The 23,348-nt window shown below is 61.5% G+C and carries 24 protein-coding genes, 1 tRNA gene and 1 pseudogene; 8 read left to right on the top strand and 18 right to left on the bottom strand.

The features are described 5' to 3' along the window. Positions 1-34: 34 nt before the first annotated feature. The 12 genes from NKJ75_RS08675 to NKJ75_RS08620 all read right to left on the bottom strand — a co-directional run bounded on the left by NKJ75_RS08675 (position 35) and on the right by NKJ75_RS08620 (position 9,541). A complete protein-coding gene (locus NKJ75_RS08675) occupies positions 35-412 on the bottom strand; it encodes a hypothetical protein (RefSeq protein WP_023684512.1) in 378 nt (125 codons plus the stop codon). Positions 413-457: 45 nt separating this feature from the next. Continuing rightward, complete coding sequence (locus NKJ75_RS08670) at positions 458-832, bottom strand: hypothetical protein (RefSeq protein ID WP_023670207.1); 375 nt, start codon at positions 830-832, stop codon at positions 458-460. A gap of 120 nt (positions 833-952) precedes the next feature. Next, positions 953-1,483, bottom strand: a complete 531-nt coding sequence (locus NKJ75_RS08665) for an O-acetyl-ADP-ribose deacetylase (RefSeq protein ID WP_023670208.1) — start codon at positions 1,481-1,483, stop codon at positions 953-955. Continuing rightward, positions 1,484-3,091 carry a carboxyl transferase domain-containing protein gene (locus NKJ75_RS08660; RefSeq protein WP_352499562.1) on the bottom strand — a complete coding sequence of 536 codons (1,608 nt, stop codon included), beginning with the start codon at positions 3,089-3,091 and terminating at the stop codon, positions 1,484-1,486. Positions 3,092-3,099: 8 nt separating this feature from the next. Further along, a complete protein-coding gene (locus tag NKJ75_RS08655; protein WP_155922473.1) occupies positions 3,100-4,005 on the bottom strand; it encodes a hypothetical protein in 906 nt (301 codons plus the stop codon). A 9-nt stretch (positions 4,006-4,014) separates the two neighbouring features. Then, positions 4,015-5,178 carry an isovaleryl-CoA dehydrogenase gene (locus NKJ75_RS08650; RefSeq protein WP_023805711.1) on the bottom strand — a complete coding sequence of 388 codons (1,164 nt, stop codon included), beginning with the start codon at positions 5,176-5,178 and terminating at the stop codon, positions 4,015-4,017. After that, the gene (locus NKJ75_RS08645) at positions 5,147-5,791 is read right to left on the bottom strand and encodes a TetR/AcrR family transcriptional regulator (protein WP_352499561.1); all 645 of its coding nucleotides are present in this window, start codon (positions 5,789-5,791) and stop codon (positions 5,147-5,149) included. Before NKJ75_RS08645 ends, NKJ75_RS08650 begins: the two co-directional genes overlap by 32 nt. Positions 5,792-5,860: 69 nt before the next feature. After that, complete coding sequence (locus NKJ75_RS08640; RefSeq protein ID WP_023709796.1) at positions 5,861-6,151, bottom strand: acylphosphatase; 291 nt, start codon at positions 6,149-6,151, stop codon at positions 5,861-5,863. Between the two features lie 146 nt (positions 6,152-6,297). Next, complete coding sequence (locus NKJ75_RS08635; protein ID WP_023834421.1) at positions 6,298-7,410, bottom strand: pyridoxal phosphate-dependent aminotransferase; 1,113 nt, start codon at positions 7,408-7,410, stop codon at positions 6,298-6,300. Between the two features lie 211 nt (positions 7,411-7,621). Further along, entirely contained in the window at positions 7,622-8,815 is a 1,194-nt protein-coding gene (locus NKJ75_RS08630) for a porin (RefSeq protein WP_352499560.1), read from the bottom strand. Between the two features lie 123 nt (positions 8,816-8,938). Beyond that, on the bottom strand, positions 8,939-9,172 hold the full coding sequence (locus tag NKJ75_RS08625; protein ID WP_023834418.1) for a GIY-YIG nuclease family protein: 234 nt from the start codon (positions 9,170-9,172) through the stop codon (positions 8,939-8,941). Positions 9,173-9,450: 278 nt separating this feature from the next. Then, positions 9,451-9,541, bottom strand: a tRNA-Ser gene (locus tag NKJ75_RS08620). 464 nt (positions 9,542-10,005) lie between these two features. Here NKJ75_RS08620 and NKJ75_RS08615 point away from each other — a divergent pair. Together NKJ75_RS08615 and NKJ75_RS08610 are read left to right on the top strand one after the other, a co-directional pair. Next, a complete protein-coding gene (locus NKJ75_RS08615; RefSeq protein ID WP_352499559.1) occupies positions 10,006-11,199 on the top strand; it encodes a porin in 1,194 nt (397 codons plus the stop codon). Between the two features lie 240 nt (positions 11,200-11,439). Continuing rightward, the gene (locus NKJ75_RS08610; RefSeq protein WP_023835283.1) at positions 11,440-12,516 is read left to right on the top strand and encodes a tyrosine-type recombinase/integrase; all 1,077 of its coding nucleotides are present in this window, start codon (positions 11,440-11,442) and stop codon (positions 12,514-12,516) included. Between the two features lie 59 nt (positions 12,517-12,575). Here NKJ75_RS08610 and NKJ75_RS08605 read toward each other — a convergent pair whose 3' ends face one another. After that, on the bottom strand, positions 12,576-13,478 hold the full coding sequence (locus tag NKJ75_RS08605) for an alpha/beta fold hydrolase (protein ID WP_023743756.1): 903 nt from the start codon (positions 13,476-13,478) through the stop codon (positions 12,576-12,578). Between the two features lie 310 nt (positions 13,479-13,788). After that, positions 13,789-15,822 carry a lytic transglycosylase domain-containing protein gene (locus NKJ75_RS08600; protein ID WP_023743757.1) on the bottom strand — a complete coding sequence of 678 codons (2,034 nt, stop codon included), beginning with the start codon at positions 15,820-15,822 and terminating at the stop codon, positions 13,789-13,791. A 278-nt stretch (positions 15,823-16,100) separates the two neighbouring features. On the opposite strand from NKJ75_RS08600, the gene dapA reads away from it, so the two are divergent. The 3 genes from dapA (at position 16,101) to NKJ75_RS08585 (ending at position 18,300) form a co-directional block, all read left to right on the top strand. Continuing rightward, positions 16,101-16,982 carry a 4-hydroxy-tetrahydrodipicolinate synthase gene (dapA, locus tag NKJ75_RS08595; RefSeq protein ID WP_023832471.1) on the top strand — a complete coding sequence of 294 codons (882 nt, stop codon included), beginning with the start codon at positions 16,101-16,103 and terminating at the stop codon, positions 16,980-16,982. Positions 16,983-17,007: 25 nt separating this feature from the next. Beyond that, the gene (smpB, locus tag NKJ75_RS08590; RefSeq protein WP_023687280.1) at positions 17,008-17,487 is read left to right on the top strand and encodes an SsrA-binding protein SmpB; all 480 of its coding nucleotides are present in this window, start codon (positions 17,008-17,010) and stop codon (positions 17,485-17,487) included. A 72-nt stretch (positions 17,488-17,559) separates the two neighbouring features. Further along, positions 17,560-18,300, top strand: coding sequence for a glycoside hydrolase family 25 protein (locus NKJ75_RS08585; RefSeq protein ID WP_023832472.1), 741 nt, complete (start codon positions 17,560-17,562; stop codon positions 18,298-18,300). Positions 18,301-18,336: 36 nt separating this feature from the next. Here the strand turns inward: NKJ75_RS08585 and NKJ75_RS08580 are convergent, their stop codons facing one another. Beyond that, positions 18,337-19,236 carry a DMT family transporter gene (locus NKJ75_RS08580; protein WP_245266202.1) on the bottom strand — a complete coding sequence of 300 codons (900 nt, stop codon included), beginning with the start codon at positions 19,234-19,236 and terminating at the stop codon, positions 18,337-18,339. A 153-nt stretch (positions 19,237-19,389) separates the two neighbouring features. On the opposite strand from NKJ75_RS08580, the gene NKJ75_RS08575 reads away from it, so the two are divergent. Further along, positions 19,390-19,863 carry an Lrp/AsnC family transcriptional regulator gene (locus NKJ75_RS08575; protein ID WP_023727560.1) on the top strand — a complete coding sequence of 158 codons (474 nt, stop codon included), beginning with the start codon at positions 19,390-19,392 and terminating at the stop codon, positions 19,861-19,863. 15 nt (positions 19,864-19,878) lie between these two features. Here NKJ75_RS08575 and NKJ75_RS08570 read toward each other — a convergent pair whose 3' ends face one another. After that, complete coding sequence (locus NKJ75_RS08570; RefSeq protein WP_023832474.1) at positions 19,879-20,238, bottom strand: winged helix-turn-helix transcriptional regulator; 360 nt, start codon at positions 20,236-20,238, stop codon at positions 19,879-19,881. A gap of 112 nt (positions 20,239-20,350) precedes the next feature. Here NKJ75_RS08570 and NKJ75_RS08565 point away from each other — a divergent pair. Next, positions 20,351-21,359, top strand: a pseudogene (locus NKJ75_RS08565) (zinc-binding alcohol dehydrogenase family protein). Positions 21,360-21,368: 9 nt separating this feature from the next. Here NKJ75_RS08565 and NKJ75_RS08560 read toward each other — a convergent pair. Both NKJ75_RS08560 and NKJ75_RS08555 read right to left on the bottom strand, forming a co-directional pair. After that, positions 21,369-22,034 carry a uracil-DNA glycosylase gene (locus tag NKJ75_RS08560; protein WP_023832475.1) on the bottom strand — a complete coding sequence of 222 codons (666 nt, stop codon included), beginning with the start codon at positions 22,032-22,034 and terminating at the stop codon, positions 21,369-21,371. Beyond that, on the bottom strand, positions 22,031-22,612 hold the full coding sequence (locus tag NKJ75_RS08555; RefSeq protein ID WP_023670234.1) for a LabA-like NYN domain-containing protein: 582 nt from the start codon (positions 22,610-22,612) through the stop codon (positions 22,031-22,033). The genes NKJ75_RS08560 and NKJ75_RS08555 overlap by 4 nt, the downstream gene beginning before the upstream one ends. Positions 22,613-22,943: 331 nt before the next feature. Between NKJ75_RS08555 and rpoZ the strand changes: the two genes are divergently transcribed. Next, positions 22,944-23,345, top strand: coding sequence for a DNA-directed RNA polymerase subunit omega (gene rpoZ / locus NKJ75_RS08550; RefSeq protein ID WP_023670235.1), 402 nt, complete (start codon positions 22,944-22,946; stop codon positions 23,343-23,345). Positions 23,346-23,348 lie beyond the last annotated feature (3 nt).

Here is a 23,348-nt window from a genome sequence, read left to right as displayed (position 1 = left end):
TGTCTCGGGCGGCGCCGGTCTAGCAGGAATGAGCCTATTTCGAAGCCGCGATTTTGCAGCCGCCGCTCGCGGTCTGAACCTTCCACTTTTTCAGGCCAACCTGACAGCTTCGCAACGCCAACTCTTCCGCGGCCTTCTGAGATGGCGCGTTCAGCCGCGCACCGCAGATGATGTAAAGATCGTCGACGCGGGAGTAGAATGTGGTCGCGTAGGCCGAGTGGCCACTCGCCGCGACATAGGCGTTGTACGACTTCGTGCAGGGCTCCTTTGGATTCAGTGACAACGGAGGCCAGAATCGGGTGTCTCCCTTGCTGCCCGCCAGCGATCCAGCCGCCCCGATACCGGGTGCCGTAAATACGAGCAGGCCGGCAAGCATCGATACAGTAATTCGTTTGATGCGTGTCGATTTCATCTTGCGCCGCCCATTTGAAAAATGCCCAAGCCGATGCTTGTCGGCCTACTTCGATGCCGCAACTTCGCAGCCCGCACCTGTAATGACCTTGTAATGGCTGCGGGCGGACTCGCAGGATTTCATCGCCCGTTCTTCGGCAGCCTTCTGTGACGGTGCATTCAAGCCCGAGCCGCAGATGATGTACAACGAACGGATCCGGGCATAGGGCGTGGTCGCATAGGCCGAATGGCCGCCGGCGGCCACATAGGCGTTGTAAGCCATGGTGCACTGGTCTTTCGGGCTTTTCGGCAAATACGGATAGAAATGGATGTCGCCTTTGCTTCCCGCCAGCGATGCCGCGGCGCCAACGCCGGGTACCGCAAATATAAGCAAGACTGCAAGTACCGACGCAGTCGTTTTTCCCGAATATTTCGGCCTCATCTTTACCCCATCCCCGTTGCCCAATGCGGGATGAACAATAGCGTCTATTCTCCAGTGCCGCCAGCCTGCTCACCGAAAATTTCTTTTGCGTAGGTGGATGAACCATCTTATCCATGCAGACTAGCATCCTTCAATGGCAGCAACGGCTTGTCGGTATAGTTGAGCTGTTGGCTCGTCGAAGCAGCAGAAAATAACTGTTTCGGGCGTTGAGTTCTGTCCGACGAAGGTACCTGCGATGCCAACGGCAATCTGCGTCGCCTCATTTTTCGGATAACGGTAGATGCCGGTGGAGATCGCCGGAAATGCCACGGTCCGGCAATCCCTGGCGGCGGCGATTTCGAGCGACCTGATATAGCAGGAGGCGAGCAGCCCGGCTTCGCCTTTTCCGCCGCCTTGCCAGACAGGTCCGACCGTGTGGATGATGTAACGTGCCGGCAGGTGATAGCCCTTGGTAAGCTTTGCTTCGCCGACCTTGCAGCCGTTCAGCATCCGGCATTCGAATTCGAGCTCCGGGCCTGCGGCGCGGTGAATGGCGCCGTCGACGCCGCCGCCGCCCAGCAACGAGGAATTGGCGGCGTTGACGATGGCATCGACCGCAAGCCTGGTGATGTCGCCGGTGTGGACATGTATCCGTTCGCCGAACTTGCTCATCTACATCCTGAACACGCCGAACTTCGTTTCTTCGATGTCGGCGTTGAGCGCGGCCGAAAGGCTGAGCGCGAGCACTTCGCGCGTTTTCCCCGGATCGATGATGCCGTCGTCCCACAGCCGCGCCGAGGAGTAGAGCGGGTGGCCCTCATGCTCGTATTTCATCAGGATCGGCTTCTTGAATTTCGCTTCCTCGTCCGCGCTCCACTCACCGCCCTTGCGCTCGATGCCCTCGCGCTTGACCACCGCCAGCACGGTCGCCGCCTGTTCGCCGCCCATCACCGAAATGCGCGCGTTCGGCCACATCCACAGGAAGCGCGGCGAGTAGGCGCGGCCGCACATGCCGTAATTGCCGGCGCCGAACGACCCGCCGATGATCATCGTCACCTTCGGCACCTTGGCGGTGGCAACCGCCATCACCAGCTTGGCGCCGTCCTTGGCGATGCCGCCGGCCTCGTACTTTCGCCCGACCATGAAGCCGGTGATGTTCTGCAGGAAGATCAGCGGGATCTTGCGCTGGCAGCACAGTTCGATGAAATGCGCGCCCTTCACAGCACTTTCGGAAAACAGCACGCCATTGTTGGCGATGATGCCGACCGGCATGCCCTGAAGATGGGCAAAGCCGGTGACCAGCGTGGTGCCGTAATTCTGCTTGAACTCGTCGAACTCGGAGCCGTCGACGACGCGCGCGATCACCTCGCGCACATCATAGGGCTGGCGCAGATCCGTCGGCACGATGCCGTAGAGTTCCTGCGCGTCATGAAGCGGCGGCATGGGTTTCTGTAAGGTCAAGCTTACAGTCTTGCGCCGGTTGAGGTTTTTGACGATGCGCCGGCAGATGGCCAGCGCATGTTCGTCGTCCAGCGCATAGTGGTCGGCGACACCGGACAGCCTGGTGTGCACGTCGGCGCCGCCAAGCTCCTCGGCGCTGACATCTTCGCCCGTAGCCGCCTTCACCAGCGGCGGGCCGCCGAGAAAAATGGTCGCCTGGTTGCGCACCATGATCGTCTCGTCCGACATTGCCGGCACATAGGCGCCGCCCGCAGTACATGAGCCCATGACGCAGGCGATCTGCGGAATGCCGGCCGCCGACATGTTGGCCTGGTTGTAGAAGATGCGGCCGAAATGCTCGCGGTCGGGAAACACCTCGTCCTGGTTGGGCAGGTTGGCGCCGCCGCTGTCGACCAGATAGACGCAAGGCAGATTGTTTTGCAGCGCGATCTCCTGCGCCCGCAAATGCTTCTTCACCGTCAGCGGATAATAGGTGCCGCCCTTCACCGTGGCGTCGTTGACCACGACCATCACCTCGGTGCCTTCGACACGGCCGACGCCGGCGATGAGGCCGGCCGAGGAAATCTCCTCGCCATAAATGGACCATGCCGCGAACTGGCCGATCTCGAGGAAAGGCGAGCCGGTGTCGAGCAACTGCGCCAGCCGCTCGCGCGGCAACAGTTTCCCGCGCGAAACATGACGCTCGCGCGCCTCCTCCGAGCCACCGCGCTCGACGGTTGCCGCCTTGTCCGCAATGTCGGCAACCAGCGCCCGCATGCGCTCGGCATTGGCGAGGTAGGTTTCGGAGGAGGGCGAGATCTGGGTTTGGAGTACGGCCACATCGGTTCCTATTGCTCTGCCACGACTTGCAGCTTGCCGTCACGGCGCTCGAAAATGTACTCGGAGAGAAGATCAGGTTCGGTCTTGAAAACCTTGTCAATAAATGAGCGAGCAAACTGAACCGCATTGGGAAGCCGCTTGTCTACAACGACGATGGCATCGCGTTTTGGAATGGCTATGAAAACGCCGTTGGGGAATTGCGGTCCAAGCGTGGCCCAGAATTTTTCGGTCAGGAGGAGAGCGGGTGAGATGGCCTCATCCCCTTCGACGGTGAAGATCGATATCCCGTCGAGGATACGCTCCTGCTTGACCTTCGTAATCTGCTTGTTGATGTTTTCCAGAGCAAGCTGGCGAAGCTGTGCGAGTGAGCGGTCTCCAACATCGTCAAGCCGGACGCTGGCGAGCGAGTCCTCATTGTCGATCTGGTAAAGGATCACGACGTCACCCGCCAAGGTTTCAAACGCCGGTCCTTTGTCGGGCTCTGTGCCATCGCCTTTGAAAGCGTCGAGATGTTCGCGCGGTCGAATGTTGGCAATCAGTAGATCGGCCTGGAAGCCGCTTTCGCTATCGCTGAGCACGAGCGTGGTTAGAAAACGTTCGATTTCGGTTTCCGCCTCTCCCGCCGGCAGGTCGCGAATGCGGCCTAGCAGGTTCGTAACGTCCACCTGAAGATGAATATCCTTGCCGGTAGAACCGACCCTGGTTACGTCAAGACGCGCCGGATCGGCGGGGTTGGGAATTGCTTGCTTGACTCGGCTGTCAGCCTTCAGGCGGGAAATGACTTCAACCCGCAGTGCTGCAACGTCTCGAAATTGCGGCATATCTGAAGAGGCGGCATTCGCAAATCCCGACAATGGGATCAATGCGACGATAGTCCGTGCTAATACTCCAAGGTATTTTGGCAAACCAGGCATTGAAATCGCTCACACCCCTTCCGCCATGATCTCGCGCCCGATCAGCCAGCGTCGAATCTCGCTGGTGCCGGCGCCGATTTCGTAGAGCTTGGCGTCGCGCAACAGCCGGCCGGTCGGATACTCGTTGGTATAGCCGTTGCCGCCAAGCAGCTGGATGGCGTCGAGCGCCATCAGCGTCGCTTTTTCGGCGGCAAACAGCACGCAGCCGGCGGCATCCTTGCGTGTCGTCTGGCCGCGATCGCAGGCAGCCGCGACAGCATAAACGTAAGCGCGCGCGGCGTTCATCGTCGAATACATGTCGGCAAGTTTGCCCTGCACGAGTTGGAACTCGCCGATCGGCTGGCCGAACTGCTTGCGCTCATGCACATAGGGGATCGCCACGTCGAGACAGGCCGCCATGAGCCCGAGCGGGCCGCCGGCGAGCACGGTGCGCTCGTAGTCGAGGCCCGACATCAGCACCTCGACGCCGCGGCCCTCCTCATGCAGCACATTGTCATAGGGCACCTCGACATTGTCGAACACCAGTTCGCCGGTGTTGGAGCCGCGCATGCCGAGCTTGTCGAGCTTTGGCGATGCCGAGAAGCCGGCCATGGTCTTTTCGACGATGAAGGCGGTGATGCCGCGCGATTTCCGCTCCGGATCGGTCTTGGCGTAGACCACCAGCGTTTCGGCGTCGGGGCCGTTGGTGATCCACATTTTCGAGCCTTTGAGCACATAGCGATCGTTGCGCTTTTCGGCGCGCAGCTTGAGCGAGACGACGTCGGAGCCGGCGCCCGATTCCGACATGGCCAGCGCACCTGCCCTTTCGCCCGAGCACAATGCCGGCAGGAATTTCTCCTTCTGCGCCGGCGTCGCCCAGCGGTTGATTTGGTTGACGCAGAGGTTCGAATGGGCGCCGTAGGAAAGGCCGACCGAGCCCGAGGCGCGCGAAATCTCTTCCACCGCAATGACATGGGCGAGATAGCCCATGCCGCTGCCGCCGAAATCGGGATCGGCGGTGATGCCGAGAAGGCCGAGCGCGCCGAGCTCTTTCCACAGATGCGTGGGGAATTGATTGCTGCGGTCGATCTCGGCAGCAATCGGCGCTATTTTCTCCTGGGCAAAGCGGCGCACCAGATCGCGCAGCGCCTCGATGTCTTCGTCATGCCCGAAGCTGAGTGTGTTCGTGTACATGCCGTTCCTCCCCGATTTCGATCTTCGCGCCAACCAGGCGCATTGTCATTGAAAGATATCTCGCCGTGACTTCAGCCATCGACAGCCGCTCGCCCGGCCGGAACCAGACGATGACGCCGGTCATCATCTGGATCAGGGCCATGGCAGTGAGCCCGGTGTCATCGACACTGAAGGCGCCGGCCTCCGCGCCGTCGCGCAGGATGGCGCGCAACTCCTTCTCATAGGCGGTGCGCATGCGAAGGATCTGCGTCAGCCGGTCATGCGACAGGCTGCGCAATTCCATGTTCGAGACATGGGTGGAGTGGCGGCGCTCGATGTGGAAAGCGATGTGGTTTTCGACATAGGCGGCAAGCCGCATTGCCGGATCGGCTGCGTCGGGGCGTGCGGCGTCCCACGCTTCGATCAGCCCTTCCATATGTTCGCGCATCAGCGTGAACAGCAGGTCTTCCTTCGTCGGAAAATAGCGGTAGAGCGCGGCCGCCTGGACGCCGACCTCGGCGGCAAGCTGTCGCATCGACGTCGCCTCATAGCCGAAGCGGGCGATCAGGCTGACCGCCGCCTCGCGGACGGCCGCTTCAGTTTTTTCGCCATCGGATCCCGTTGTGCGTGCCATGATCGCCTCCCGGTATTTGGTAATAAAACGAACGTTCGATTAATTCAAGCGGCAATAAAGTGGTTCCGTCTAGACAATGATCCGAAAGTCGATGGGCGCGTCGAGGAGTTCGAATTCTTCGATCTCGACCTTCGAAACCGAAGCACCCCGTGGCCCTTGCCGGAGCCGTTCGATCATTGTGGAAACCGCAGCATCGGCACCGGCAATCGAGGCCGTCACCGTGCCGTCTCGTTCATTGCGTACCCAACCTACGAGGCCAAGCCCTATCGCTTCGCGTCGCGCCCACATCCGATAGCCGACGCCTTGCACCTTACCATGCACGCGCGCCTGCACCGCCTTTTGCCGGTCGTTATCTCCCATGCTCAAGAACTGGCGCGGGATCGGACGAAAGCAACAGCCTTGAACGGTTGGATTGTTGTTGGATCGACGGAAGCCGGGGACCCGGCTGATTCTGTCTTGGCCTTTGGCGGCATTGGCAGGCCGTGTCGCGACGGCAATCGGCCGGGCTAATTTCCCCGCGCAGCGGCGAGCGCGCCGGGCAGTTCCTCGGCAAAGATGTCGAGCTCATGATCGAGGCCGACGCTGACCCTTATGCAACGGTCGAGCCCTGGCGCCATCGGTTTGCGAATGAACACGTCGCGCGACAAAAGATTTTGCAGCACTTTCAGCGCGAAGGCGCCGTCCTTGCCGCAATCGATGGTGACGAAATTGGTCGCCGATGGCAGCGGCTTCAGCCCGTTCGTCTCGGCAATCCCGGCTATACGTGCGCGTCCGGCAGCGACTCGCGCCACCACGCTGTGCAGCCAGTCCTGGTCGGCCAGCGCCTCGACGCCGGCGATCTGCGCCATGCGGCTGACGCCGTAATGGTTGCGGATCTTCTCGAAATCGCGGATCACCTCAGCTTCGGCCACCGCATAGCCGCAGCGAATGCCGGCCAGCCCGTATGCCTTGGAGAAGGTGCGCATGCGGATGACGTTGGGCCGCGCGACATCGATCGGCGGCAGCGCCGAGGCCGGCCCCAATTCGCCATAGGCCTCGTCGAGCACCAGCATGGTGGTTTCCGGCAACGCTTCGACGAAGCGGGTGATATCTCCTGCTTCCCACCAGCTGCCCATCGGATTGTCCGGATTGGAGAGATAGACCAGCGGCGCCTTCTCCTTGATAATTGCCTTGAGCAGTCCATCCAGACTTTCCTTGTCGTTCTCGTAAGGCACCGTGACCAGCCGGCCGCCGACGCCGGCAATGTGGAAATTGAACGTCGGATAGGCGCCGAGCGAGGTGACCACCGCGTCGCCAGGCGCGACATACATGCGCGCCACCAGGCTAAGCAGCCCGTCTATGCCTTCGCCGACCACGACGTTTTCGGCGCCGATGCCGAGATGGGCGGCCGCAGCCTGCTTCAGCTCGTAATTGTCGGGATCGCAATACATCCACTGGTCACGCGCGACGCTCTCCATGCGCTCGATAACGCGCGGCGAAGGCCCGAAACTGCTCTCATTGGCGCCGATGCGAGCGCGAAACGCACGTCCGCGCTCGCGCTCCTGCGCTTCCGGTCCGACAAACGGCACCGTGGAGGGAAGCGCGCCGACAAGCGGCGTGAGGGCAGGGCGCTGGCGCATGGCAAAAGCTCACGAGAAAATGGCTCTTCTTGCTAGCGTGCCCGATAGGACGGCGCAAGTTCTGGCGAGGCGCAAGGCGGCGCCTTTGCCGATCTGCCGGTTGAGCCAGAAAACCCCTCGAGATCCGCACGGCGACCGATCAGTCCGGACGCCTCACAAGAAAAACCCGGCGGTTGCCCGCCGGGTTCGATTTTCAGCCAGGTTCTGCCTGTTAGAACGAGCGCTGGAAGCGGAGGAGACCGCCGATGCTGCTCTTCTTGTCGGCATTGGTAAAGTTGGAGAAGTTGGCGTCGTCGAACTTGCCTGCGTTGAGGTAGTCGACTTCGGCCGTGACCGTGAAGCCGGGAACAACGTCGTAGGCGATGTTCGCGGCGACGCCGAGGTTCTTCCACTCGTCATACGAGACCTGGGCATTAAACGAGGTCTTCTCGTTTATGGTGTAGGTGCCGCCACCCCAGAATGCCCAGTTGCCGCCCCACTGCTTGTAGAAACCGCGGCCACCGGCGTTGATCGCGTTGCCGTTGTGAATCAAGGTCGTGTCGTCATTCAGGTTGTCGTCGGTGCCGTAGCCGCCCATGATGAACAGCGACAGGTTCTGCATCGGGGTGATGTCTAGGCGAACCTTGCCGGCGACTTCTTCATAGTTGCTGTCATAAGCGACGACGCCGGTGATGGCGCCCCAGCCCTGCGTGTACTTCACGCCGCCGACGACATGCGGAACGTAGCTGTCGATCGTGCCGACGACGCCCGAGCCTTCTTCAAGAGAGACGACGGCCGAGAAGCCGTTGCCCGCATCGAAGTAGTACTGGACCACGTTGGTGTCGAAATCGCCGTAGGGAACGAGCGTATCCTGGAGGACGTTGCCGGCGTAGCCGATGAACGTGTCGAAGGCCGATTCGTCCTTACCGACGCGCAGGCCACCGAGCTGGATCCAGGCGAAGTTCAGCGAAACGTTCTTGTTGCCGGCAGGGTTGGAGTTGAACTCGTCTGCTTCCGTGGTCGGATCGTCTGCCGACGGGTAGCCGTTACGATTGCCGAAGTTGAAGCGGGTCTCGGTGTAGGTCTTCAAGGTGCCGAGTTCGGTTTCCTGGCCGGTCCAGGTCTTCAGCGTGAAACGGGCATTCTTGTAGAAGGTGTCCTGCTCGTCGCCATCCTTATGGTCGAAGGACCTCGCACCGTCGAACGAGCCGACGTCGCCCACGCCGATGTCGTAGCGGACATAGCCGCCGATGCGCAGGCAGGTTTCGGTGCCGGGGATGTAGAAGTAGCCGGCGCCGTAGACGTCGCAGATCTTGACGTATTCAGCCGGTTCCGGCTCGGCGACGACGACGGCGTCGGCGGCGCGCGCACCGGAAACTGCGATCAAGGCCGCAGCGGAGCCGAGGAGAAGGCTCTTAATGTTCATTTTCTGACCTCCAGTCAGAATCGAACAAGATAGTGAAGCCGGCGACAAGCGTTTTCGCTGTAACCAATTGTTATTGTTGAAGTTTATTGAAAAGATGGACCTTTGCGGCAGGTGATGCGGCCATCACCACAGGGGCTTGTTGGCGAAAGCATGCCCTGAACCGGATTTGAGATAGCGCTCGAATGAAGCTGCCTTGGCCTGGTTCGAAAAGGCCATATAGCTGACGATCCGCCACGGCAGAAACTTGGATGTATGGCTGGATTTCCCCGCATTGTGCTCGACAAGCCGCCGTTTCAGGTCTGTCGTTATGCCGATATAGCGTTCGCCTTCCGCAGCCGTACTCTCCAGAAGATACACATACCACGTGAGCTGCTCTCCTACGCCAAGGCTTCGGAGGGCATCCTCTCCGCCATCCTGCTTCGCGCTGAGGGTTGGGCTTGTCCTGCGAAGCTCGAAGAGCGAAGCAGGACTGCCAATCGAATTTTACAAGGGATTTTCTGGGCCTACGCTGTGCGGCACGTAGCACACCACACGGTCCGGCCCTCCTACGCCAAGGCTTCGGAGGGCATCCTCTCCGCCATTGCTTCGCGCTGAGGGTTGGGCTTGTCCTGCGAAGCTCGAAGAGCGAAGCAGGATGGCGGAGAGGATGGGATTCGAACCCACGAGAAGCTTTTGACCTCTACTCCCTTAGCAGGGGAGCGCCTTCGACCACTCGGCCACCTCTCCGTTGCGCCGCTGGATAAAGAAAAGCGCGGGCACAATCAACAAGCCGGCGCCATTATCTATGAAAATTCCGGATTCGGCTGCGGCGTCGCCTTTTGCATGCGGCGAATCTGCGGCGGCTCCCTGGCCGGCGAGTCGGCAGCAGCGCCGCAATTCCGGCCGGCGATCGCCGGATTCTGCCGCAATGCGGCGCGCTGGACAAGGCTTCCGGGCCCCTCGATAGTTAATGAGAGCTTTCTGACTGAGGCCAAATCGTGTCATTTGTGCAACAACGCCGGGGGATAGCACCCGCACAGCCCTTTTGCCGGTACGATCGTGGTTGAACGCCGCCGCCTCATGGGTAATGTCGATTTCGAAGGAGCGGCGCGGTGCGCATCTTTTTCGGTAGTGGGGATGGGGCAGGGAACGCTGTCCTTCAGCAAAGAATACCCAGACCCGTTTTTTAACTTTTGACTGGAGGTCAGAAAATGAACATTAAGAGCCTTCTCCTCGGCTCCGCTGCGGCCTTGATCGCAGTTTCCGGTGCGCGCGCCGCCGACGCCGTCGTCGTCGCCGAGCCGGAACCGGCTGAATACGTCAAGATTTGCGACGTTTACGGCTCGGGCTACTTCTACATCCCCGGCACCGAGACCTGCCTGCGCATCGGCGGCTATGTCCGTTACGACATCGGCGTCGGCGACGTCGGTTCGTTCGACGGTGCGACGTCCGCCGACGTTGAGGACGGCGGCAGCAACGACACCTACTACAAAAAGGCCCGCTTCTCGCTGAAGACCTGGACCGGCCAGGAAACCGAGCTCGGCACCTTGAAGACCTACACTGAGACCCGCTTCAACTTCCAGAACAACAACCGTGATGCGGGCGCGCTTGGTGACGTCAATCCTGCCGGCAACACCGGTGCTTCGCTGAACTTCGCCTGGATCCAGCTTGGTGGCCTCCGTGTCGGTAAGGACGAATCGGCCTTCAACACGTTCATCGGCTACGCCGGCAACGTCATCCAGGATACGCTCGTTCCCTACGGCGATTTCGACACCAACGTCATCCAGTACTACTTCGACGCGGGCAACGGCTTCTCGGCCGTGATCTCTCTCGAAGAAGGCTCGGGCGCGGGCGGCTCCACGGTCGGTTCCTACGGCGTCGGCACGATCGACAGCTACGTTCCGCATGTCGTCGGCGGCCTGAAGTACACGCAGGGCTGGGGCGCCATCACCGGCGTGCTCGCTTACGACAGCAACTATGAAGAAGTCGCTGGCAAGGTTCGTTTGGACATCACCCCGATGCAGAACCTGTCGCTCTTCATCATGGCCGGCTATGGCACCGACGACAATTACACGGACCCGCTCTATGCGTTCCCGGCCGGCGGTCGCGGCTTCTACAAGCAGTGGGACGGCAACTGGGCAGTCTGGGGTGGTGGCACCTACACCATCAACGAGAAGACCTCGTTCAACGCCCAGGTCTCGTATGACGAAGGTGAGAACCTCGGCATCGCCGCGAACATCGCCTACGACGTGGTTCCCGGCTTCACGGTCACGGCCGAAGTCGATTACGTCAATGCAGGCAAGATCGACGAGGTCGATACCCTTGGCTCGAACCACAACTGGACCGGTATCACTGATGGCGACGACGCCATCGGCGGCATGCTCCGCTTCCAGCGCTCGTTCTAAGGGTTGGCTTTAGACAAATGAATACCAGCCCGGGCGCGTCAACGCCCGGGCTGTTTTGTTTCGTGACTGGGTCAAGGCAAGCAGAAGGAACAGGGGGAATCGGCAGCTGAACAGTCCGTAGGGTGAGTTCGTGGGATCCGCTGATGGGCGGATGAATTCACAACTGCGTGATTAAATCTCTTGAAAGGACGCTTCCAAGCGGGTAGGTCTGACTCTATCCACTCGGGGGTGTGGCAATTTATGACCATCGAAGCGATACAAGAGGGCGACCCCTCCGAACATTTCTCAATGTTCTCTTCTCAAAATGCGAAGATAAAATACAGCTACAACAAGATCAGAGAAGTAAAGTCGCACCGGGTCGGAGAGCTTTTTTCAGCGTACCGAGACATACTCTGGGATGATGGGCGACATAAGTACAATGTCAGCTCCTTCATCGGCGAAATAGACGAGATTCTCCTCGGAGAACGGTTCAGCGCCTTCGACCAGAGCACCCTTGACAACCTTATCGGCACCTTGCGCCAGCGCGGCAACAGCAACGCAACCATCAATCGAAAGATGGCTGCCCTCAGCAAACTGCTGCGCAAGGCTTACAAGATGGGGGATATCCACAGCCTGCCCGAGTTCCGCCGCCAGAAGGAGCGGGCGGGACGGATACGTTTCCTCGAAAGGGACGAAGAAGCAAGGCTGTTCGCCGCCATCAGGACCCGCAGCGAGGATGCCTACCGTCTCTCGGTCTTTCTCGTCGACAGCGGTTGCCGCCTTGGCGAAGCGCTCGGACTGATCTGGAACGACATCCAGGAACATCGCGTCTCGTTCTGGATCACCAAATCCGGCCGCAGCCGCACCATCCCGATGACCGAGCGGGTCAAGGAGGTGATCAAACTGCCCCCGTCAGAGGGCCGCCGGCCCAAGGGTCCGTTCACCAAACTCAGCCAGGCACAGTTTCGCGCCATCTGGAACGATGCCAAGGTCGAAGTCGGTCTCGGCGCCGACGACCAGGTGGTTCCGCACATCTTGCGTCACACCTGTGCCTCGCGTCTGGTCCAGGGCGGCATCGACATCCGCCGCGTGCAGATGTGGCTCGGCCACCAGACGCTTTCGATGACCATGCGCTATGCGCATCTGGCCACCAACGATCTCGACGGCTGCGTTGTCGTGCTGGAAACGCCCCGCGGCGAGGGGTTATCCGGCGATGGAAAAAGCTCGGCCTTCGCATCGCCGCTGACCACGGCCTCAGTGCCAGCGCCTGCTCAAAAAAGTAAAGCGGCAGCGGCGAAGGCACCCAAGGCGCCCCGGAAAAGCTCGAAAGCCAAATAGTTACCCAAGGCTTTCATATACTGCCTCGGCAACCCCAGGATCATCTTTGATCTTGGGGTTTACTTTTTCTGGGCCGCATTTGGTACTCCATCCAGGAAAGCCGCGATAGCGCCCGGCAGATTGCCTGTCTCCAGGAAGGGCGCATGGCCCTGGCCCTCGACGGTGATCGCTTCCATGCCGGAATGACGCTTTTGCATCTCGTCGAGTGTGTCGGCCGACAGGAGTTTCGAGTTGGCGCCGCGAATGGCAAGCAAAGGTATGGCCGCCAGCGCCTCGAACTGCGGCCACAGATCCGGCAACGGCTTGCTGAGGTCGAGGCCCGCCACCGTCTCGACCAGCTGCGTGTCGAAATCCGGCAGCAGGAGGCTTTCGTCCGTCTCGCGGTAGAGGGCCGACACCATCCGCTCCCAATCCGCTGCGGTCAGAGCGGGAAAATCCGCGCCGTGAGCGACGCGTTGGGCATCGATCGCCTCAGCGCGGCTCTTCGGTTTCGGTGCCGGGTCGAGATAGGTTTGGATATAGGCGAGCCCCGCGGCCTCGATCACCGGTCCGATGTCGTTCAGCACGATGGCTTTCAGCGCGGCCGGCCGCAGCGCGCCGAGCACGTGGATGATCAGCCCGCCGCGCGAGGTGCCGATAAAGGCCGCTTCCTCGACGTTCAGAGCGGCCAGTCCGGCGAGGACATCGCCGGCTTCGATGCCGACATTGTAGTGGCCGATATCAGGATCGTAAGCGGACTGGCCGCGGCCACGGTAGTCGAAGGCGATGACCTTGCGCGGATTGTCGGTTCGCTGCGACAGATAAAGCGCCAGCTCATGGAAATCGCGCGCGTTGCGGGTCAGGCCGGGCAGGCAAACGACCTGCCAGTCTGCCGAATTGGTCTCGCCATAGACGCGGGCGTGAAGCTTGAGCCCGTCCGGCGCGGTGTAGAAAAAGTCGGAGAAGCCGTCGGTGCTCGACATATTAAAAGGACTCCCTGGCCGGATTGTCTCCGTCTGCTACAGGCGAGGGTGGGAGCGGTCAAATCGAGGGTTGTCGGCAAGCTGACACTCTTGGAAATGTCGGAGGGACAGCGCCCCCCTCTGTCCTGCTGGACATCTCCCCCACGAGGGGGGAGATTGGCGGTTCCGGCGCTACGCCCTTCCTTCGACGTTGGAGATTGGCGAAATCGGCAACGAAGCTGATCTCCCCACTCGTGGGGGAGATGGCCGGCAGGCCAGAGGGGGGCGCGAAGGATCCCCAACGTTTGCCCATGGCGACAGCTCTGCCGCCTCAGCCCCTTCCGTTCACCAAATCCCCAACGATATCGTACTTCCCCGAAATACGCATCTTGTAGACCTCGTAATTCTCCATCACGCGCTGCACGTAACTTCTTGTTTCCGTGTAGGGAATCCGCTCGATCCAGTCGACGACGGCGTCGATGCCATTGCCGCGCGGGTCGCCGTACTTGGCCACCCATTGCCTGGCCCGGTTGGGGCCGGCATTGTAGCCGGCGAAGGTCAGCACATAGGAGCCGCCGAAGCGGTCGAGCTGCTCGCCGAGGAAGGCAGCCCCCAACGTCGCATTGTAGCCGGCGTCGCTGGTCAGCCGATCCTGCGAGAAGGTCACGCCGGCCTTCTTCGCCAATTGCTTGGCGGTGCCCGGCATCAGCTGCAGCAGGCCGCGCGCGCCGGCGCTGGAGACGGCGCCGACATTGAATTCGCTTTCCTGGCGGGCGATCGCATAGGCCAGCGCCTTGCCCGAGCCGGATATGTCGGCGGTGTCGGGAATGACGCCCAGCGGATGCGACAGCGCGCCGACATCGATGCCGCGCGCGCCGGCGATCTTGCCGATCTTCAGCGCCATGAAATGATTGCCCTGCTTTTCCGCCAGCACCGCAAGCAGCGCCAGCTCGCCGGGGCTGGTCAACTGCCCGGCGAGGTCGCGGTAAAGCGTCTCGGCATAGCGGTCGTAGCCCGCCTCCTGCAGCCGCTTGATGGCGCTGACGGCTTCGCGGCCGTCAAAGCTTTGGCGGTCGGCAGTGCTTGGCTCGGGATAGACAATGTTCAGCGTGTGCAAGCCAACCCGTTCCGCCGCCAACTGGCCGTAGAAAGTGGTGCCATAGGCCGCCGCCTTGGTGAAATAATCCTTCGCATCGCCTGGACCGCCGACTTCCGCCGCGCGGCCAAGCCAATAATAGGCGCGTGACAGCGACATCGGTCCCTGCGCGAGATCGGCGATGCGGGCAAAATGGGTCGAGGCCGTCGCAGGATCGTTGAGGCCGCGCAACGCATACCAGCCGGCGTGGAATTCGGCCTCGGCGGCGCTGGCGGGGCTTTCGGCGGCATGCGCGGCAACGACCTTGTAGGCGGTCTTCCAGTCGCCCTGGTCGACCAGTGCGCGCGACAGCACGCGGCGCTCGACCCACCAGGCATCGGGATCGACCAGCGCGTCGCGGTTCGTTGGCGCTTTCATCATCACCGCGGCGGCGTCCGCAAACTTCCGCTGCTTGCGCAGATATTCGGCTTGCGCGAAGAAATAGCCGGCCGATTGCTGCGCGGCAGGCACCGCTTTCAACAGCTTGGCCGCGTTCTTGTCGCCACGCGAGGCGGCGGCCCAGGCATCGGCCAGCGGTTGCGCGCCGGCAAGTGCTGCGACCCGCAGTGCCGAATTCTCCCGGTCGGCATAAAACATCCGTTCCATGCGGAAACGATGGTCGGCAGCCGGAATGATGGCGCCAAACTCCTTGCTGACGGCCGCCTCGTCCCTGGCTTCCAGCTTCTCGGTGCGCCAGAATGGCGACAGCACGGAAAGCGCAGCCTTGGTGTTGCCAAGAGCTACATAAGAACGGGCAAGGATGACCACGCCTTGAAAGGTCAGCGGTTGGCTGCCGTCAAAGGCTTTCACCACGGTCTGCGGCGACGGGCTTTCGCGGTAGAGCGCGCGCTCGCTGTTCTTGCGCAGAGCGATGGTGCCCGGCCAATTCGGCAACATCTTTGCGGTATCGGCAATCTCGCTGCTCGGCACACGGTCGCCGCCATAGAGCGCGATCGCCCAGGCCAGGATATGGCGGTCCAGCGAACTGGCCGGCAATGTTTCGCGCACCGCTCGTGCCGCGGCGATATCGCCGGTCGCCAACGCGTCGAGACTGCCTTTCAACACGGCGATATTGGCGGAGGGCGCATCGGTCTGCGCTCCATCTTGCATGTCAGGCATCGGGATCGATGAGGTCGTCTGCTCGTCGACGCTCTCGTTTGCCGCCGTTCCCACTATCAGCAGGGCAACGGCGCCAAGCAATATGAAGCGGAGTGGCCGACTGGCCGGCATGATCCTGATCTTTCCCTGTTGCGGCACTTTAGATGGCAAGCCCAGGTGCCCGAGAGCCTAGACTTAGGTCGTGAAGAGCTCGTAAACAAAGGGTTATCGAGGCCGTTCGAATTGCGCTTGCTGGCACCATCGGCATGCTTGCCGCGCAACAGTGTCGAGACTATGGTGCGCGGCTTCGCTTTCGGCTAGAAGGCGCCCGATGCATGTCGCCCAAAAGCGGGAACCGGTTTTGGGACGATGATACGCATAAACAAACAAGTTCCAAGGAGTTGGACGACATGCTGAGAGGCTCGCTTACTGCGCTCGTGACGCCGTTCGAAAAGAGCGGACGTTTCGACGAGAAAGCCTTTCGCGCTTTCGTCGAATGGCAACTTGGCGAGGGCACGACGGGCCTCGTCCCGGTCGGCACCACCGGTGAGTCGCCGACGCTGTCGCATGACGAGCATCGCCATGTCGTCAAGGTCTGCATCGATGTGGCCAAGGGCCGCGCTCCGGTCGTCGCCGGCGCCGGCTCCAACAACACCGCTGAAGCGGTCGGTCTGGTGCAGTACGCCGAGCAGGCGGGCGCCGACGCCGCTCTGGTCGTCACGCCTTATTACAACAAGCCAACACAGCGCGGCTTGTACGAGCATTTCGCTGCCGTCGCCAGGGCGACCAAGCTGCCGATCATCATTTACAACATCCCGCCGCGCTCGGTGATCGACATGATGCCGGAGACGATGGGCAGGCTGGCGCACGACTTCAAGAACATCGTCGGCGTCAAGGATGCCACCGGCAAGGTCGAGCGCGTGTCCGAACAGCGCGCCACCTGCGGCAAGGATTTCATCCAGCTTTCAGGGGAGGATGCCTCGGCGCTCGGCTTCAACGCCCATGGCGGCGTCGGCTGCATCTCGGTGACGTCGAATGTCGCGCCGCGGCTGTGCGCCGAATTCCAGGAAGCCACACTGTCCGGTGACAGCGCCAAGGCGCTGGAATTGCAGGACCGTCTGCTGCCGCTGCACAAGGCCATCTTCCTTGAGCCCGGCCTGTGCGGCGTCAAATACGCGCTGTCGAAAATTGGCAAGGTCGAGAACGTGGTGCGCTCGCCGCTGGTGACCATCGAGGCGTCGACCGCCGAGAAGATCGATGCGGCGATGAAACACGCCGGCTTGATAAATTAAGGATGAGGCGCCACCTCTCCGCATCATGAACCAGGTCAGAAAAGCCGATCCCAACAACAAGACCGTTGCGGAAAACCGCAAGGCGCGGTTTTCCTATGAGGTGCTCGACACCGTCGAGGCCGGCCTTGTGCTGACCGGCACCGAGGTCAAGTCGTTGCGCCAGGGTCAGGCCAACATCCAGGACAGCTACGCCTCGGTCGAGGGCGGCGAGATCTGGCTGATCAACTCCTATCTGCCGGAATATCTGCAGGCCAACCGCTTCAACCACGAGCCCAGGCGGCGCCGCAAGCTGCTGCTCAACAAGCGCGAGATGGCAAAACTGGCGCAGAGCATCGACCGCGAAGGCATGACGCTGGTGCCGCTGAAAATCTACTTCAACGACCAGGGCCGTGCCAAGCTGCTGCTCGCCGTCGGCCGCGGCAAGAAACTGCACGACAAGCGCGAGAGCGAAAAGCAGCGCGACTGGTCGCGCGAAAAGGGCCGGCTCATGAAGGAACGGGGCTAAGAACCTCGAGCCACAGCCCCAGAAAAGCCACATCGGCTTTCAAGTTTCCAGCGACATACGATGGGGAAAGGCTTGAAGAACCGGATCATTCTCTGGGGTGCGGCCAGTCTGGTCTTCGCCGGCATCGTCGCCGCAGGTGGCATCTTCTATTTCCGGACGTTCTCGCCGGATCGTGACAGCTATCCGGTCAGGGGTATCGACGTTTCCCATCATCAGGGTGAGATCGACTGGCGGCGCGTTGCCGCCGATGACGTCGCCTTCGCCGTCATCAAGGCGACCGAGGGCGGCAACCATGTCGACGATGCCTTCGCCAAGAATCTGCGCGAGGCGCGCGCGGCCGGCCTCGCCGTCGGCGCCTATCACTTCTTCACCTTCTGCCGGCCGGGCGCCGACCAGGCGAAAAATTTCATCGCGGTGGTGCCGCACGACCAGCCGCTGCTGCCACCGGTCGTCGACATCGAATTCGGCGGCAACTGCCCGCAACGCCCGTCGCCGGAACAGCTGAGCGCGGAACTCCAGGCCTTCCTCGGACCGGTTGAAGCTGCGTTCGGCAAGCCGGCGATCATCTACCTGACCGACGAGGCTGAGGACGCCTATGCCGGACAGATGGCTGTGCGGCAGCGCTGGCTGCGCTCGCTGGCGTTCAAGCCGAGCGAGGACGGCTGGATTTACTGGCAGTACCACAATATGGGCCGTGTCGACGGGATCGAGGGCGATGTCGATCTCAACGTCCTGCAGGGTGGGCAGCAAACGCTGGCCGAGCTATTTGCTGCGCCCGCATCGCTCTCTTCGCAAAAGCCTCCATCGCCTTGAACGAATCATCTGGCCTTGAGTTTGGCATCCGCAGTCTTACGCAGGCTTGGGAACAGGCCTGGAAAGAGCCGAAAAAGCCATCCCCGCGGCCATGATCAGTACGGCGGCGAACTGGGCGCCGGTCGGCGTCTCGCCGAGCACCGTCATCGCGATCAGCACGGTTGCGATCGGCACGCATGGCATGAACAGCGATGCCGCCTGCGACCCCAGCTGCCGGACGATATAGGTGTACAGGAACATGGCGGCCGCACCTGCCAAAAACCCTTGAATGACGATCTGGCTGGCAATCTCGGCCACTGATGCCGCGCGGAGGCCGCTTGGGGCAAAGAAATAGAGCAACGGCAGCGGCACGCATGACAGCAGCACCACCGTTGCGGTCGCCGCAACCGGATCGACGCGCCAGCGCCGCACGAGAACGGCATAGGCGGCAAACATCGCGCCGGATCCGACGAACAGAAGATCGCCGAAGAGGACATCCTTCATGCCGCCGCCAGTGCGCACGGGTGCAATGAACAGGATCAGCCCGGCGATGATGGCTGCGACGCCGATGGTTCGCTGGCGCGAGGTTTTCTCCCTCGTGGCGATGCGCGACAGCACGAATGAGAAGAACACGATCGAGGCAGGGCAAAGTGCGGCACCATGCGCTGCCGGCGCATAGGTCAGTCCCCAATTGATGATGATAGGGTAGGGCAGTCCGGCCAGTGCCGCCAGCGTCAAGGCACGCCTCCAGCCCAATGCCTTGCCAGTCGCCCGGCCGTTTCTCCAGGCGACCAGCAGCATGACCATGCCGGCGCCGGCAAAGCGCAACGTTGCCAAATCGGTCGCGGTCAGATGTTCCCGCAGGCTGAAGCGGGCGGCGACGAACTGCACGGCGTAGATGCCGATCATGGCCAGGCCAGCAAGGATTGCCGGCTTCGTGTTTCGGTCCTCTGTCACGTGCATTCTTGTCCCGCTCGATCCTGCCAGCGGAAGGGTACTTCCTCCAGACGGCTTTCGTTGAAAACGCAGCCTATTGTCGAAAATGGTGCGTCAAAATATGCTGTTTTCGCAATATGGAAGTGAAAGTCACGCGATATGGGCGCTGCAAACGTGAATCATGAATCCGATCAGCTTGATGCCATCGACCGCAGCCTGCTTCGGTTGCTGCAGGAGGATGGGCGTCGCACCACGCTTGATCTCGCCGCCCGCGTCGGCCTGTCGCCGACCGGCACCAGCCAGCGCGTGAAGCGTCTTTTCCGTGACGGTTTCATCACTGCAGTGAGAGCCGTCCTCAATCCGCAAAAGATCGGCCGTGGCACGCTTGTCTTCATCGAAGTCAGGCTCGACCAGGCGGCGCCGCATGTTTTCGACCGTTTTGCCGAAGCGGTGGCGAAAGCTCCAGAAGTGCTGGAATGCCATATGGTCGTCGGCGGCTTCGACTATCTGGTGAAGGCGCGCATTTCGGAAATGGCTGCATACCAGGATTTTTTGAAGCGCGTGATCCTGCCGTTGCCGGGTGTCAGGGAAACGCACACCTATGCGTCGATATCGGACGTTAAGCCGGACGCGCTGCTGCCGGTGTGAGACGGGGGCCTGAGATCAGGCGGCCTGAGAAACCTCCGGCGCCAGCGTCACATTGGCATCGCCCCAGACTTTCAGGGCGGTGATCACCGGCTCCAGGCTTCGGCCGCGCGGCGTCAGGCTGTATTCCACCTTCGGCGGCACCTGCGCATAGACCTTGCGGGAGATGAGCCCGTCCGTCTCCATCTCGCGAAGCTGGTTGGTCAGCATGCGCTGTGTACAGTTTGGAATGCGCCGGCGGATCTCGTTGAAACGCATTGTGCCTTCCAACAGATGGTAGAGCACCACGCCTTTCCACTTTCCGTCGATATAGCGCAGCGTGCCCTCAACGGTGCAGCCGGGGCTGCAATCGAATCGCTCATGGCGAATGCGCGGCATGACGGTATCCTTTTCGACACTATGTGCTTTATATGCGCATTCTTGCGCTTTGCGAACATAAACCGCATCTCTGCCCTACACAACGCTCAACAGCAATTGCGGAGAAACCAGAATGCGCGCCGTCGGCTATCAAATCCCAGCCCCCATCACCGATGAGGCGTCCCTCGTCGATATCGACCTTCCCAAGCCGGAGCCGAAAGGCCGTCAATTGCTGGTCGAGGTGAAGGCGGTCTCGGTCAATCCGGTCGACACCAAGATTCGCAAAAGCGCTAAACCCGAAGCCGGAAGCTGGCGGGTGCTTGGTTGGGACGCTGCCGGCCGCGTCGTCTCCACGGGTTCGGACGCCAGCCTGTTCAAGGCCGGAGACGACGTCTTCCGGTGCGCTGGCACCGCAAGGCACCAATGCCGAGTTCCACCTTGTCGACGAGCGCCTTGTTGGCCGCAAGCCGAGCGCGCTCCACTATGCCGAGGCGGCGGCGCTGCCGCTGACGGCGATCACCGCCTCCGAGGCGCTGTTCGACCGCCTTGACGTGAAGAAGCCTGTCGCGGGCGCCACAAACGCCATCCTGATCATCGGCGGCGCCGGCGGCGTCGGCTCGATCGCGGTCCAGCTTGCGCGCCAGCTTACCGATATGACCGTGATTGCGACCGCATCGCGGCCCGAAACCCGCGACTGGGTGCTCGGCCTTGGCGCCCATCATGTCGTCGATCATTCCAGGCCGCTCGCCGCCCAGGTTGCAGCGCTCGGCATCGGCGCGCCGGCCTTTGTGTTCTCGACCACCAACACCGACAAACACCTGGCTGAGATCGTCGAACTGATCGCGCCGCAGGGCCGTTTCGGGTTGATCGACGATCCTCAGACACTCGATATCAATCCGTTCAAGCGCAAGAGCGTCTCGGTCCACTGGGAGCTGATGTTCACCCGCTCGCTGTATGAAACGCCTGATATGGCCGCGCAGGGCGAGCATCTCAACGAACTGGCGCGGCTTGTCGACGCCGGCATCATCCGCACCACGCTGGGCGAAACGTTGGGCACTATCAACGCCGCCAATCTGAAGCGCGCCCATGCGCTGATCGAGACCGGCAAGGCCAAGGGCAAGATCGTGCTGGAGGGGTTCTGAAAGGCGCGGCTATTTTTTCAGGAATTCCGCGATGTCGCTGAATACCCTAACGAACATCGCTTCCGTCAGCACACCGGTGTTGGTGTTATAGCGCGAGCAGTGGTAGCTGGAAAACAGCGTGACGCCGCCGGCCGGCAACTGACCGCCGTGCTTGAACGGATAGGCGGCGACACGCCCGCCCAGTGCCCGGACCGTCGACTGGTGCGCAATCGAACCGAGCGCCAGCACGGCGCGCAATTTTGGAAAGCGTGCAATCGTCGGCACCAGGAAGCTGCGGCAAGTGGCGATCTCGGCGCCGACCGGCTTGTTCTCCGGCGGCACGCAGCGCACCGCATTGGTGATCGCGGTGCCGACCAGCTGCAACCCGTCATCCGGCCGCGCCTTGAACTCGCCGCGGGCAAGACCGTGAGCGATCATCGTTGAGTAGAGCAGGTCGCCGGCATAGTCGCCGGTGAACGGTCGCCCGGTGCGGTTGGCGCCGCGCAGGCCGGGCGCCAGCCCGACGATCAGCAGCTCGACGGCGTCCTCGCCATCAGGCGGCAGGAAAGTCGGCACCGGCGCATTGAACCACGACGGCTCGCGCTGCCGCCAGTCTGCGATGAAATCATGCAGGCGCGGGCAGAGCGGGCAGTCGCGGTCGGGTTCGGGAGCGGCGTCCAAGGCCGCCGCCGTCAATAGTCTTCCTCTTCGACTTCGGCCGGCTCGGGCCTGCGCACCGGCCGTTCGGAGGGATCGCGGCCGACCTCGTTCTTCAGCGAGGTCAAATCGATGAAATGGTCGGCCTGGCGGCGCAGATCGTCCGAGATCATCGGTGGTTGCGAGGCCATGGTGGAGACGATCGAGACCTTGCGGCCGCGCCGCTGCAGCGCTTCGACCAGTGTGCGGAAGTCGCCGTCGCCGGAGAAGATGACATAGTGGTCGACAACATCGGCAAGTTCGAGCGCATCGACGGTCAGTTCGATGTCCATATTGCCCTTGATCTTGCGGCGGCCGGTCGAGTCGGTGAACTCCTTGGCCGGCTTGGTCACCACCTTGAAGCCATTATAGTCGAGCCAGTCGATCAAGGGACGGATCGAAGAGTATTCCTGATCCTCGACCAGAGCGGTGTAGTAATAGGCCCGCAGCAAATAGCCGCGCTTCTGGAAGCTGGACAGCAGTTTGCGGTAGTCTATGTCGAAGCCGAGTGCGCGCGAGGTGGCGTAGAGATTGGCGCCGTCTATGAATAGAGCGATTTTTTCACGGGGGTCGAACATGGCAATATTCCTTTTTCGAAATAGGTGGCGGACTTATCGAAATGGGTCGTTATATCGCTCGGCTCGTAAATAAACCGGCTGACCTATCGTCAACCGAGATAGCGCCAGTTTTACGGCAATCCAAGGGTGCCGGGGCGCACTGCAAGCAATTGTGATCGGAGCCGTGTCGTCGCCGGTAGGCGGGCTTCGCCGGCAAGGCATTCACCGGCGCCCAGAAACTGGCATCCGCCAGCCCACGAGGCCACAGCGCCATTATGCTTGTATTTTGGCGGCGTTCGGGTTATGGACCGCGCCTGTTTTCCATCAAATCCAGGCATGAAAGGGGCAATCAATGGCCCGCGTAACCGTTGAAGACTGCATCGACAAGGTCGACAACCGCTTCGAGCTCGTGCTGCTTGCCGGCCATCGCGCCCGCCAGATCAGCCAGGGCGCGCCGATCACCGTGCCGCGCGACAACGACAAGAACCCGGTCGTGGCGCTGCGCGAGATCGCCGACGAGACGCTGTCGCCCGACGACCTCAAGGAAGATCTGATCCACTCGCTGCAGAAGCATGTCGAGGTTGACGAGCCCGAGGCCGATGGCGAGGCGATCGCCGACCAGACCGGCAACGCAGTTGCAGCTACCGACGCCGACGACGCGGAAGAAAACGTCACCTTCGATCGCATGACCGAGGAAGACCTTTTGGCCGGCATCGAGGGCCTGGTTCCCCCGGAAAAGAGCGACGACTACTAATCG

This window comes from Mesorhizobium sp. M0058 (genome assembly GCF_040323095.1).
Classification (GTDB): domain Bacteria; phylum Pseudomonadota; class Alphaproteobacteria; order Rhizobiales; family Rhizobiaceae; genus Mesorhizobium.
This window is presented reverse-complemented; position numbering and strand designations above follow the sequence as displayed.

Bases quoted from the DNA above. Each gene is read 5' to 3' on its own strand.
- NKJ75_RS08675 (WP_023684512.1), bottom strand. From the start codon at position 412: ATGAAATCGACACGCATCAAACGAATTACTGTATCGATGCTTGCCGGC.
- NKJ75_RS08555 (WP_023670234.1), bottom strand. From the start codon at position 22,612: ATGTTCGACCCCCGTGAAAAAATCGCTCTATTCATAGACGGCGCCAAT.
- NKJ75_RS08670 (WP_023670207.1), bottom strand. From the start codon at position 832: ATGAGGCCGAAATATTCGGGAAAAACGACTGCGTCGGTACTTGCAGTC.
- NKJ75_RS08645 (WP_352499561.1), bottom strand. From the start codon at position 5,791: ATGGCACGCACAACGGGATCCGATGGCGAAAAAACTGAAGCGGCCGTC.
- NKJ75_RS08655 (WP_155922473.1), bottom strand. From the start codon at position 4,005: ATGCCTGGTTTGCCAAAATACCTTGGAGTATTAGCACGGACTATCGTC.
- NKJ75_RS08600 (WP_023743757.1), bottom strand. From the start codon at position 15,822: ATGCCGGCCAGTCGGCCACTCCGCTTCATATTGCTTGGCGCCGTTGCC.
- NKJ75_RS08665 (WP_023670208.1), bottom strand. From the start codon at position 1,483: ATGAGCAAGTTCGGCGAACGGATACATGTCCACACCGGCGACATCACC.
- rpoZ (WP_023670235.1), top strand. From the start codon at position 22,944: ATGGCCCGCGTAACCGTTGAAGACTGCATCGACAAGGTCGACAACCGC.
- smpB (WP_023687280.1), top strand. From the start codon at position 17,008: ATGAACCAGGTCAGAAAAGCCGATCCCAACAACAAGACCGTTGCGGAA.
- NKJ75_RS08635 (WP_023834421.1), bottom strand. From the start codon at position 7,410: ATGCGCCAGCGCCCTGCCCTCACGCCGCTTGTCGGCGCGCTTCCCTCC.
- NKJ75_RS08650 (WP_023805711.1), bottom strand. From the start codon at position 5,178: ATGTACACGAACACACTCAGCTTCGGGCATGACGAAGACATCGAGGCG.
- NKJ75_RS08615 (WP_352499559.1), top strand. From the start codon at position 10,006: ATGAACATTAAGAGCCTTCTCCTCGGCTCCGCTGCGGCCTTGATCGCA.
- dapA (WP_023832471.1), top strand. From the start codon at position 16,101: ATGCTGAGAGGCTCGCTTACTGCGCTCGTGACGCCGTTCGAAAAGAGC.
- NKJ75_RS08605 (WP_023743756.1), bottom strand. From the start codon at position 13,478: ATGTCGAGCACCGACGGCTTCTCCGACTTTTTCTACACCGCGCCGGAC.
- NKJ75_RS08570 (WP_023832474.1), bottom strand. From the start codon at position 20,238: ATGCCGCGCATTCGCCATGAGCGATTCGATTGCAGCCCCGGCTGCACC.
- NKJ75_RS08630 (WP_352499560.1), bottom strand. From the start codon at position 8,815: ATGAACATTAAGAGCCTTCTCCTCGGCTCCGCTGCGGCCTTGATCGCA.
- NKJ75_RS08610 (WP_023835283.1), top strand. From the start codon at position 11,440: ATGACCATCGAAGCGATACAAGAGGGCGACCCCTCCGAACATTTCTCA.
- NKJ75_RS08640 (WP_023709796.1), bottom strand. From the start codon at position 6,151: ATGGGAGATAACGACCGGCAAAAGGCGGTGCAGGCGCGCGTGCATGGT.